This window comes from Parasphingorhabdus sp. (genome assembly GCF_036963705.1).
GTDB lineage: Bacteria > Pseudomonadota > Alphaproteobacteria > Sphingomonadales > Sphingomonadaceae > Parasphingorhabdus.
Map to the genome: position 1 here is coordinate 41,841 of NZ_JBALUT010000007.1, position 10,814 is coordinate 52,654.

12 protein-coding genes are annotated in these 10,814 nt (G+C 55.4%); 4 read left to right on the top strand and 8 right to left on the bottom strand.

Going from position 1 to position 10,814, the window contains the following annotated elements:
• Positions 1 to 16: 16 nt before the first annotated feature.
• Genes V7680_RS02860 through V7680_RS02870 form a run of 3 tightly spaced genes read left to right on the top strand, consistent with a single transcriptional unit; the run spans position 17 to position 3,100 of the window.
• On the top strand, positions 17 to 475 hold the full coding sequence (locus tag V7680_RS02860; RefSeq protein WP_335651781.1) for a MarR family winged helix-turn-helix transcriptional regulator: 459 nt from the start codon (positions 17 to 19) through the stop codon (positions 473 to 475).
• A complete protein-coding gene (locus tag V7680_RS02865; protein WP_335651782.1) occupies positions 468 to 1,553 on the top strand; it encodes an HlyD family secretion protein in 1,086 nt (361 codons plus the stop codon). The genes V7680_RS02860 and V7680_RS02865 overlap by 8 nt, the downstream gene beginning before the upstream one ends.
• Complete coding sequence (locus V7680_RS02870; protein WP_335651783.1) at positions 1,550 to 3,100, top strand: DHA2 family efflux MFS transporter permease subunit; 1,551 nt, start codon at positions 1,550 to 1,552, stop codon at positions 3,098 to 3,100. Before V7680_RS02865 ends, V7680_RS02870 begins: the two co-directional genes overlap by 4 nt.
• On the opposite strand, the gene V7680_RS02875 is transcribed toward V7680_RS02870, so the two are convergent.
• The 8 genes from V7680_RS02875 to ffh form a co-directional block, all read right to left on the bottom strand.
• Positions 3,097 to 4,122 (bottom strand): aspartate-semialdehyde dehydrogenase, encoded by a 1,026-nt coding sequence (locus tag V7680_RS02875; protein WP_335651784.1) that lies wholly within the window; start codon positions 4,120 to 4,122, stop codon positions 3,097 to 3,099. The genes V7680_RS02870 and V7680_RS02875 overlap by 4 nt on opposite strands.
• Positions 4,123 to 4,206: 84 nt before the next feature.
• Positions 4,207 to 4,599, bottom strand: coding sequence for a 50S ribosomal protein L19 (gene rplS / locus V7680_RS02880; RefSeq protein WP_335651785.1), 393 nt, complete (start codon positions 4,597 to 4,599; stop codon positions 4,207 to 4,209).
• Positions 4,600 to 4,602: 3 nt separating this feature from the next.
• Positions 4,603 to 5,568, bottom strand: a complete 966-nt coding sequence (trmD, locus tag V7680_RS02885) for a tRNA (guanine(37)-N(1))-methyltransferase (RefSeq protein WP_335651786.1) — start codon at positions 5,566 to 5,568, stop codon at positions 4,603 to 4,605.
• Positions 5,565 to 5,879, bottom strand: coding sequence for a hypothetical protein (locus tag V7680_RS02890; RefSeq protein ID WP_335651787.1), 315 nt, complete (start codon positions 5,877 to 5,879; stop codon positions 5,565 to 5,567). The genes trmD and V7680_RS02890 overlap by 4 nt, the downstream gene beginning before the upstream one ends.
• Positions 5,876 to 6,229, bottom strand: coding sequence for a hypothetical protein (locus tag V7680_RS02895; RefSeq protein WP_335651788.1), 354 nt, complete (start codon positions 6,227 to 6,229; stop codon positions 5,876 to 5,878). The genes V7680_RS02890 and V7680_RS02895 overlap by 4 nt, the downstream gene beginning before the upstream one ends.
• Positions 6,226 to 6,702, bottom strand: coding sequence for a ribosome maturation factor RimM (gene rimM / locus V7680_RS02900; protein WP_335651818.1), 477 nt, complete (start codon positions 6,700 to 6,702; stop codon positions 6,226 to 6,228). The genes V7680_RS02895 and rimM overlap by 4 nt, the downstream gene beginning before the upstream one ends.
• A gap of 123 nt (positions 6,703 to 6,825) precedes the next feature.
• The gene (gene rpsP, locus V7680_RS02905; RefSeq protein WP_335651789.1) at positions 6,826 to 7,353 is read right to left on the bottom strand and encodes a 30S ribosomal protein S16; all 528 of its coding nucleotides are present in this window, start codon (positions 7,351 to 7,353) and stop codon (positions 6,826 to 6,828) included.
• Between the two features lie 44 nt (positions 7,354 to 7,397).
• Positions 7,398 to 8,861, bottom strand: coding sequence for a signal recognition particle protein (ffh, locus tag V7680_RS02910; RefSeq protein ID WP_335651790.1), 1,464 nt, complete (start codon positions 8,859 to 8,861; stop codon positions 7,398 to 7,400).
• A 259-nt stretch (positions 8,862 to 9,120) separates the two neighbouring features.
• On the opposite strand from ffh, the gene V7680_RS02915 reads away from it, so the two are divergent.
• Positions 9,121 to 10,791, top strand: coding sequence for a putative bifunctional diguanylate cyclase/phosphodiesterase (locus V7680_RS02915; protein ID WP_335651791.1), 1,671 nt, complete (start codon positions 9,121 to 9,123; stop codon positions 10,789 to 10,791).
• Positions 10,792 to 10,814 lie beyond the last annotated feature (23 nt).

Consider the following 10,814-nt stretch of genomic DNA (forward strand, 5'->3'; position numbering starts at 1 on the left):
TTATTAAATTGATTGGATGAGCGACAATATTGGATTCGTGATCGGCGACATCTCCCGTTTGATCCGCCGTACCTTTGACAAGCGGGCCAAGGCTATCGGTGTGACCAGGCCGCAATGGCGGGTTCTGACTTGGCTTAAACGCAATGAAGGGATCAACCAGAGTGCGCTAGCGGAAATGCTGGAACTGGACGCCATGACATTGTGTAGGATGGTCGATCGTTTGCAGGATGCCGAACTGGTCGAGCGCAGGCGGGATTCTGCTGATCGCAGGGCATGGCAGTTGTTTCTGACGACGAAGGGCGTTGCATTGAGCGATCAGCTGCAACCAATCGGTGAACATTTATTGCAGGAAGCGCTCGCCGATATGCCCGGTACTGACCGTGCGCAATTGCTGGCTTTGCTCGAGTTGTTTCGCAGCAATCTCCAGTCGATCGACGAAGCTGATTCTGAACGGAATAGAACTGCCCATGGCTGATAATCCAAACCCTGCGATGGACGTCGTGGAAGACCCGAAGCGAACCACCCCCGATATACCCGAGCGCTCGCTTGCGCGCCGTATCGGACGCTGGATATTGATGCTGTCGGTACCTTTGATGCTCGCTGCCTTCGGGATATTTTACTGGATAACCAGCGATCGCTATGCTTCGACCGACAATGCCTATGTCCAGCAGGATATCGTATCTGTCTCCGCCGAGGTTGGCGGGAAAATTGTTGAAGTTGGCGTCAGCGAAAACCAGCAGGTTGCCGCGGGCGATCTGCTGTTCTCGATTGATCCGGTTCCCTTTGAACTGGCGCTGGCCCAAAGCAACGCCCGGGTCGCAGCCGCTCAGGTAGAAGTACAAAATCTCCAGACAGATTACCAAGTCAGTGGTGTCGATATCGAGGTTGCGCGTCAGGACATCGCTTTCGCCCAGTCCAACTATCAGCGTCAGGCGGCATTGATGGACAAAGGATTCACCACCCGGGCCCGACTGGACGCTGCGCAGCATGAAGTCGATCTCGCCAGAGCCAAACTGAAATCTGCCCAAGCCGACGTCGTCGCGGCGAAGGCTCGGCTGTCGACCGGATCAGCGTCACCGGGAGAATATCCTGCCGTCGCCGATGCCAAGGTCGCGCGCGATCAGGCGCGGCTCAATCTTGATCGCACCCGGGTAGTGGCTCCGGTCGCGGGACGCATCGCCCAGTCGACCCGATTGCAAATCGGGCAGATGATGGTTTCCGGTCTGCCGATGGTATCGATCGTCAATGATGCGAGCAGCTGGATAGAGGCAAATTTCAAGGAAACCGATCTGGCCAGAATGAAAGTCGGGCAGAAAGCAAAGATTTCTTTTGATGCTTATCCGGGTTTGGAACTGAACGGCCGGGTCGATAGTATCGGCGCGGGTACCGGATCGGAATTCTCGGTATTGCCCGCCCAGAATGCCAATGGAAACTGGGTCAAGGTTACCCAGCGGGTTCCGGTGCGGATCAAGATATTGGACAAATCCGCTCGGCAGCTGATCGCCGGGATTTCGGCAGAAGTAACCGTCGATCTCCGTAACGGCAGCGAGTGATTTCCGACAACCCTGACGAAGCAGCATTACCGGTCAATAACCGGATGCTGCTCACCATTGCCGTGATGCTTGCCAATATCATGCAGATGTTGGATTCTACCATTGCCAACGTCGCCCTGCCCCACATGCAATCGGGTCTCGGAGCGACGCTGGATACCGTCACCTGGGTGTTGACCAGCTATATTCTGGCCACCGCCATCGCCATCCCGATCACCGGCTGGATTGCGGACCGTATCGGTTCCCGCAATCTGTTTCTGCTGTCGATTGCCGGATTCACCGCATCTTCCTTGTTATGCGCCACCGCATCGAGCCTCGAAATGCTGGTGTTCTACCGGGTCATCCAAGGATTGTCCGGAGCCTTCATCATGCCGTTGTCGCAGACCGTCATGCTCGATATCAATCCTCCGAAAAACCATCCCAGAGCGATGGCAATCTGGGGCATGGGCGTGATGATTGCGCCGATAACCGGCCCGATCATCGGCGGTTATCTGACCGAGAATTATAGCTGGGAATGGATTTTCCTGATCAATGTTCCTCTCGGCATCATCGCCTGTGTGATGCTGTGGACATTATTGCCGTCGCGCCCGATTTCCCGTCGCAAGTTCGATTTGTTCGGATATGCCCTGTTCGCCGTCTTCATCGCGTCCTTCCAGCTCATGCTCGATCGCGGCAACGGGGAGGACTGGTTTGAAAGCTGGGAGATAATCATCGAATTCGGAATAGCGGCGAGCGCGTTATGGCTGTTCGGAATTCATATGGCGACGGCGAACAACACTTTTCTTTCCAGGGACCTGTTCAAGAACCGCAATCTTGTTACGTCGATGCTGCTGATGATTGTAGCGGGTGTCTCGATGTTCTCGACCATGGCGTTGTTGCCGCCAATGCTTCAGAATATCTACCATTACACACCGATTGATGCCGGCATATTGCTCGCGCCGCGCGGGGTCGGGGTCTTTATCGGCATGGCTATCGGTAGCCGCCTTGCGACGCTGGTCGATGCCCGGTTCATCGTCGCAACCGGCATGGCGCTCGCTTCCTATTCCGCATGGATGATGACCGGATGGAGTCTGGAGATGGACCGCTGGCCGATCATCACCAGCGGCGTGGTCCAGGGGCTTGGCATGGGCGCTTTGTTCGTCACCATGAACATCCTGGCATTTTCGACGCTTTCGTCTGCCTTGCGGACGGATGGAGCAAGCCTGCTCAATCTGTCTCGCACAATCGGGGCTTCGGTAGGGATTGCGGTATTTGTCGGCCTGCTCGGCCGCAACTGGCAGACCAGCCACGCGGATCTCGCCGCCAATGTTACCGAAGCCCGGCTTTCGCCATTAAGCGCGACAAGTATCGCTCGATTGGGACAATATGGTGAACAGGCGATGATGATGATCGACGGCGAGGTAAATAGACAAGCGCTGATGATCGCTTATCTCGGCGATTTCTGGCTGATGGCGATTGTCACCGCCCTATGTATTCCGCTGGTGTTCCTGATGAAGAAACCCCAGCGGATAAAAGTCGATTCAGCCGAAGCTGCGGGTAGCGCGCACTAGCCCTTTTTCAGATGCTTGCGGCCCAGCAGTTCGGCAATCTGAACGGCATTGAGCGCCGCGCCCTTGCGGAGATTGTCGCTGACACACCAGATGTTCAGGCCGTTTTCGACCGTAGGGTCTTCGCGGACACGGCTGATGAAGGTTGCGCCGTCGCCGACACATTCGACCGGGGTGACATAGCCTTCGTCTTCGCGCTTATCGATCAGCATGATACCCGGTGCATCGCGGAGGATTTTCTGCGCGTCCGAAGCGGAGAGTTCATTTTCGAACTCGATATTAATCGATTCACTATGGCCGACAAATACCGGCACGCGGACGCAGGTCGCGGTGACCTTGATCTTGGAATCGAGGATTTTCTTGGTCTCTACGACCATTTTCCATTCTTCCTTGGTCGAACCGTCGTCGAGGAAGACATCGATATGCGGGATCACGTTAAACGCGATCTGCTTGGTGAAGACGTGATTTTCCTTTGGATCGCCGACAAAAATCGCACGTGACTGTTCAAACAGTTCATCCATGCCGCCTTTACCTGCGCCGGAGACCGACTGATAGGTCGAGACAACCACTCGCTTGATCACTGCTGCATCGTGCAACGGCTTGAGCGCCACAACCATCTGGGCGGTCGAGCAGTTGGGGTTGGCGATGATATTGCGCTTGGTATAGCCGCTAATCGCTTCGGGGTTCACTTCGGGCACGATCAACGGAACGTCGGGATCCATGCGATAGAGCGAGCTGTTGTCGATCACAACACAGCCGGCAGCAGCAGCCTTGGGCGCATATTCCTTGGTCGCAGCCGAACCTGCGGCAAACAAAGCCATGTCCCAGCCAGCAAAATCAAAATTCTCGATATTCTGGACCTTGAGCATTTTTCCGGAATCACCAATCTCGACCTCGCTGCCCTGCGATCGCGATGACGCGACGGCGGCCAGCTCGTCATAAGGAAATTCGCGCTCGACGAGGACGTTGAGCATTTCGCGCCCGACATTGCCCGTGGCACCGACAACTACAATTTTGTAACCCATGAAACTTTTCCTGTGGCTGATATGAAAACAGCCGGTTTTCCTGGTGGGGAGAACCGGCTGTTTGAAACTTTTATGAAGCGAAAACTATTTTTTGGCTTCGGTGCCTTTCGTAGGCTGGTTCAAACGGCGTTCCGCAATACGTGCGCGCTTACCGGTGAGACCGCGAAGATAATAAAGCTTCGCACGACGCACGATACCGCGGCGAACCACGGTAATGCTGTCAATGTTCGGGGAGTAAAGCGGGAACACACGCTCGACGCCTTCGCCGAACGACATTTTGCGTACGGTGAAGTTGGAGCCCATGCCGCGATTGGTCCGTGCGATGCACACACCTTCGTAATTCTGGGTACGAACGCGCTCGCCTTCAACGACGCGAACACCGACACGTACTGTATCACCAGCACGGAATTCGGGGATTTCTTTCGAAGCGATAAACGCGTCTACTGCTTCTTTTTCTAGTGTTTGAATCAGGTTCATGACCTATTCCTTATCTTTATCTTTTTCTTGCGCACCAGAGGGCGACTGATCCGGAGAGTCCCTGTGACGCTCCCATAAATCCGGCCGCCTTAGCCGTGTATCTTCCTCTGCCCTTTGTTTCCGCCAAGCAGCTATTTTCGCATGATCCCCCGATCGCAAGACTTCAGGGATAATGCGCCCTTCCCATATTTGAGGTCGGGTATATTGCGGATATTCCAGAATAACATTCTCGAAACTCTCGTCATCTCCGCTAGAAGACGCGCCCATTACCCCGGGAAGCAGCCGAATGCAAGCGTCTAAAAGCACCAAAGCGCCCATTTCTCCGCCGGAAAGCACATAGTCGCCAATCGAGACTTCTTCAATCTCGCGGGCATCGAACAGGCGCTCGTCAAATCCTTCAAAACGGCCGCAGATTATGGTGACGCCGGGACCGGCTGCAATTTCGCGGACACGTGCCTGCGTCAGCGGTTTTCCGCGTGGTGTCATGGCGAGGATGGGGGCGGTTGGCGCACTGGTAGCCGTTCGTCCCCGGACTTGATCCGGGGTTGTCGAAGCACCGCTCGCCTCACCACCCGGTCCTTCGACAGGCTCAGGACGAACGGCATCTGGGGCTGCCTTCTCCCCGCTGCTGTCGAACGGACCCTTCCCATTCGTGTCGAGCGAAGTCGAGACACCGTCGCCCCCCACACCGTCTCTCGACTGCGCTCGAGACGAACGGACTTTCTCTGTCATCCGCTGCACCGCATGGTCCACTGCCGTCGCCATGACATCAGCGCGAAGCACCATGCCGGCACCACCGCCCGCTGGCGTGTCGTCGACGCTGCGATGCTTGTCGGTGGTAAAATCGCGGGGGTTTATCGGGTCACAGGTCCATTTACCCTCCGAGAGCGCCCTGCCCGCCAGCGACGTGCCGAGCGGTCCTGGGAACATCTCCGGGTAAAGGGTCAGGATTTGGGCGGTGAAGGTCATTTCTTCCTGCGCCAGTTAATCCATAATATGGAAGTCGTCATGCCCACGAAGAAACTGCCGAACATACCCACGGCGACCCCGACGGACATGTACACAATGCCTTCCCGGCCACAGACCCGACCATCCAGACAGTGATCGGATTGCAGCCACCAGAGGTTGAACAACCAATATAGCACGAGCAATCCGGGTATCGGAAGACTGGCCCAAAATGGCAGCCAGGCCAAGTTTATGTCCGGCTTGAGCCGTTTTGCGATCTCGATGATCGCGATGGTCAGCCCTGCGATCAGAAAAATGATGACAACCAGCATCATTGCGGTTCGACAATCGCCGGATCATTGCGTGTATCTGTCTCCGTCACGCGAACCTCGGCTTTTCCGCTCCTAGTGGTGCTTCTAATCTCTAGAGCCACGAATGTCATGATCGAGATGACTATCCCCATGGCGGCATATGTGAGCGCTGTTTTTACGGGATTATCAGCAACGATCGTGCCTTCCGAGAAAGTGATATAGGCGATGACGGGGGTGAGAACCAGCTGCCCTGCCAGAACCGTTCCCGCCATGCGGATCGATTGACCGTGCTTCCCGCTCAGCTTCCAGCCTGCGATTGCCGGCACTGCGACCAGTAGAACGATCAGCAGGATATAGAATATCGGACCGATCACTCTTCGACGAACTCCGCCTGAACGACTGCCGGGTCGTTAGCCATATCGATCGCGATAACCGGCACCATGAACTTCTTGCCGTTGGCGCGCTCTATCTCGATGACATCGCCAGCGCCAAATTCGTAAATGGCGAATATCTTGCCCAGTTCTTCGCCCGCGTCAGAGATGCAGCGCAGACCGATGATGTCGATGTGGTAAAATTCGTCCTCGTCCAGCTCCGGCAAGGCAGAGCGCGGGACAGTTAATTCGGTGCCGCGAGCGGCTTCGGCGCCGTTGCGATCGGTAATTTCGGCAATCCGTGCAATCGCACCCATTTTATGGGGTTTGACAGATTTCAGCGTCAATGCGCCGCCGTTGAAATTCTTGTGAACGGTCAGGCTATCGAGACTGTCGCAGAATAGCTTGAGCCGGACCTCGCCGGTGATCCCGTGTGCGCCGATGATGACGGCGAGTGGGACGGGTTTCTCCGCAATCATTTATAAATTCCATTCGTGCTGAGCCTGTCGGGTCCAAAACGGCCACAGGCCCACCACAAATAAGCGCACCGTTCTCCTTCGACAAGCTCGGGACGAACGGTGCGCGTTATCATCGGTTGATTAACCTTCGGCTTTGTCAGCTGCAGGAGCTTCCTCGGCTTTGGCTTCTTCGGCAGGAGCCGCTTCAGCCGCAGGTGTTTCTTCAGCTGCCGCTGCTTCTGTAGCGGCTTCAGGAGCAGCAGCTTCTTCAGCCGGAGCTTCTTCTACCGGCGCAGGAGCCGCAGCGGCTTCCTTGGCGGCTTCTTCAGCAGCAGCAGCCTTTTCAGCTTTCTCTTCCACACGCTCGGTGGCTTTTTCGCCTGGCTTGCCTTTGTTCGGGTTGTTACGCGCTTCGCGCTTCAGCAATCCGGCAACATCAAGGAAACGAGCAACGCGATCGGAAGGCTTCGCGCCCATGTCGAGCCAATGTTTCGCACGCTCGGCATCCAGGACAACACGCTTTTCGTCGTCTTTTGCGAGCAGCGGGTTGTAGCTGCCGATACGTTCGATGAACTTGCCGTCGCGTGGTGCGCGAACGTCAGCAACGACGATCTTGTAATAAGGACGTTTCTTGGATCCGCCACGGGACATTCTAAGTGCTACTGCCATGTTAAAAAACCTTTCTAAAAATACAAAAATTCAAATTGTTACGACTATTTCTTCTTATTCAATAAATTTGCCAGATCAGGGGGAATACCGCCGGGAGACATGTCCGACAGCCCGGGCATGCCAGCCATGCCGCCATCCTGACCACCCATTCCGGCGCCAGCAGCTCCGCCGCCGCTACCGAACATCGACATCAGCCCCTTGATTCCACCCATCTTGCGGATGCGCTTCATCGCCTTGGCCATTTCCTGATGCATTTTGAGCAGCTTGTTGACGTCCTGCACGGTTGTTCCGGAACCAATAGCAACCCGCCGCTTGCGCTTAGCGTTGAGCAGACCAGGCCTGACCCGTTCTTCCTTGGTCATCGAACCGATGATCGCGTCCATGCGGGGCAGAACTTTATCGTCCATCGCTCCACCGGCCATCGCTGCCTTGGCTTTTTTCATGCCCGGCATCATCGAAGCGAGCGCGCCAAGGCCGCCCATTTTGGTCATCTGGTTAAGCTGGGAGCGCAAATCATTGAGATCGAACTGCCCCTTGAGCATCTTCTCGGCGAGCGCTTCGGATTCTTCCTTGTCGACAACCTGAGCCGCTTTTTCGACCAGGCTAACGACGTCGCCCATGCCCAATATCCGGCCCGCAACGCGTTCCGGATGAAATTCTTCCAATGCGTCGATTTTTTCACCGACACCGACAAATTTGATCGGCTTGCCGGTAACCGCCCGCATCGAGAGGGCAGCACCACCGCGGGCATCGCCATCCATCCGGGTGAGAACAACACCGCTCAGATTGACCTGTTCGGAGAAATTCTGGGCAACATTGACCGCATCTTGTCCGGTCAAAGCATCGACCACCAGCAGAATTTCCTGAGGCTGAGAGATGTCGGCGACCGCCTTCATCTCGTCCATCAACTGCTGATCGACATGGAGCCGACCGGCAGTATCCAGGATCAGAACGTCAAAACCTTGCAGTTTCGCGGCCTGCAATGCGCGTCTGGCGATCTCTACAGGCTGCTGCCCTGCTACGATCGGCAAGGTGGCTGCATTTATTTGCTCACCCAATACTGCCAATTGTTCCTGAGCGGCGGGACGATTGACGTCGAGCGAGGCCATCATGACCTTCTTGTTTTCTTTGTCTTTCAGCCGCTTGGCGATTTTGGCAGTAGTGGTCGTTTTACCCGAACCCTGCAGACCAACCATCATGATAATGGCCGGTGGCGCGACCGACAATTCCAGCCCGCTAACTTCCGAACCGAGCATCTCGGCGAGACCGTCATTGACGATCTTGACCACTTGCTGGCCAGGCGTGACCGATTTGAGAACCGACTGGCCGACGGCTTTCTCGGTGACTTTTTCGACGAAATCCTTGACCACGGGCAGCGCCACGTCGGCTTCAAGCAGAGCGATCCGCACTTCGCGCATCGCGCCACGAACGTCGTCTTCTCTCAGCGCACCACGGCCACGCAGCTTGTCAAAAACTCCGCCAAGGCGGTCGCTCAATTTATCAAACATATAACCGCCTTTCCTTCATCAAAACGACCGGTTTCCGGCCAACGCAAAAAGCGCCGGTGGGCGAAACCTCGCTGACCGACGTGTGAGTTTTTCGAACTCTAAACTGGGACGGCAATACAAATATTGCCTCTAATCGCCGCCTATTAGTCCAGTTCACAAATTATCGCAAGCCCGGATTTAGCCTATCATAAGATGTTGTTAACTGGAAATTGAGATATTTTCAGTAGGCGGTTCCGGGGTAACAGGGAAAGATTAAATTATGGCTCGACCAGAAGCCGACCAGAGCGTCAAAATCGCGAAAAACGGCTATAAGCTCTCTGCGGGGCGCGACGTTGTGACGGGCGGTATCGTCATATTGGCCATCTTGATGTTTATCGGAACAGGTGGGACTGTATTATCCGATGCCATCGAGTCACTCTCCGGTAAAGCCGGCGGCGGAGACAATATGCTGGTTTCGGCATTTTTGCTCAATATCGCACTAATCATGTTTGGTTGGCGGCGCTACAAGGATCTTTCCAATGAAGTCGACGAAAGAGCCGCCGCTGAACAACTTGCGCATTCGCTCGCGATCACCGACCCGCTGACCGGACTGCTCAATCGGCGAACGATAGGCGAGAAAACAGCCGACTTGACCGACGAAGCGCAACGGAAACACAAGAGCGTCGCCTTTCTGATGCTCGATCTCGACAATTTCAAGAATATCAATGACGTCCACGGACATAGCGCCGGCGACGTTGTGCTGAAACAGGTGGCGAGTCGGATCGCAAGCGTATTGCCAGTGAAAAACCTGCTCGCACGCCTCGGTGGCGACGAGTTTGCCTGTGCTTTTATTTTTGATCCCGAGCAGCCGGAAATGGTGGAGAGAATTGCCGATGATCTGATCGATTCCATTGCATCGCCGATTGTCGAAAACGGTACCCATCTTGTTGTCACCACATCGATCGGCATGTCACGCCACGAACCCGAAACAGCGGATGTCGATGCTTTGATGCGCCATGCCGACATCGCCATGTACAGCGCGAAGAAACAGGGTCGGAACCGTCATTGCTGGTTTGACGAGATCATGGAAAAGGAATTGCAGACCCGCAATTCACTCGAGTCAGAAATGCGCGCGGGCATCCCCAAGGGCGAATTTGTACCCTATTACGAACAACAGATAGATCTAGCGACCGGCAAATTGACCGGGTTCGAGATGCTCTGCCGCTGGGAATCCCGGACGCAGGGCCTGATATCTCCCGAAATCTTCATTCCGATTGCCGAAGAAACAGGGATGATCGGCGATCTGTCACTGAGCGTCCTGCGCCAGTCGTTTGACAATGCCAAACTTTGGGACCCCAGCCTGACCATTTCGGTCAATATCTCCCCGATCCAGCTGCTTGATCCGTGGCTGGCGCAGAAAATCGTCAAACTGCTCGTCGAAACCGGGTTTCCGGCAAATCGTCTGGAAATCGAAATTACCGAGAGTTCGCTGTTTGAAAACCTGAGCCTCGCCCAGTCGATTATCGGTAGTTTGAAAAACCAGGGCATAAAGATCGCCCTCGACGACTTCGGCACCGGCTATAGTTCGCTCGCCCACTTGCGCGCCCTGCCCTTTGACCGGATCAAGATTGACCGCAGTTTTGTAACCTCGATACTGTTGAACCCGGAAAGCAAGGCTATCGTCAAGGCCATCACCGGTCTCGGTGAAAGCCTGGGCATGGCGATCACCGCAGAAGGCATCGAGGACAAGGAAACCGAGAACGAACTGCGCCGGATCGGCTGTGCCAAAGGCCAGGGCTGGTATTATGGACGCCCACTTTCGATCGATCAGACGCGCACGATATTGGCCGAACGCAATTTGCTGCCCGCCAATCAGATCGAAGCAGGGGTTCCAAATACCGAAGCCAGCGCTCCGATAACCGCAGAGAGTGGTCAGCGAAAAACCGGCTAGTCAGGCTCGCCGACCGTCATCGC

Coding starts and splice junctions, on each gene's coding strand:
- V7680_RS02860 (WP_335651781.1), top strand. CDS start 17: ATGAGCGACAATATTGGATTCGTGATCGGCGACATCTCCCGTTTGATC.
- V7680_RS02865 (WP_335651782.1), top strand. CDS start 468: ATGGCTGATAATCCAAACCCTGCGATGGACGTCGTGGAAGACCCGAAG.
- V7680_RS02875 (WP_335651784.1), bottom strand. CDS start 4,122: ATGGGTTACAAAATTGTAGTTGTCGGTGCCACGGGCAATGTCGGGCGC.
- rplS (WP_335651785.1), bottom strand. CDS start 4,599: ATGAACCTGATTCAAACACTAGAAAAAGAAGCAGTAGACGCGTTTATC.
- trmD (WP_335651786.1), bottom strand. CDS start 5,568: ATGACCTTCACCGCCCAAATCCTGACCCTTTACCCGGAGATGTTCCCA.
- V7680_RS02890 (WP_335651787.1), bottom strand. CDS start 5,879: ATGATGCTGGTTGTCATCATTTTTCTGATCGCAGGGCTGACCATCGCG.
- rpsP (WP_335651789.1), bottom strand. CDS start 7,353: ATGGCAGTAGCACTTAGAATGTCCCGTGGCGGATCCAAGAAACGTCCT.
- ffh (WP_335651790.1), bottom strand. CDS start 8,861: ATGTTTGATAAATTGAGCGACCGCCTTGGCGGAGTTTTTGACAAGCTG.
- V7680_RS02915 (WP_335651791.1), top strand. CDS start 9,121: ATGGCTCGACCAGAAGCCGACCAGAGCGTCAAAATCGCGAAAAACGGC.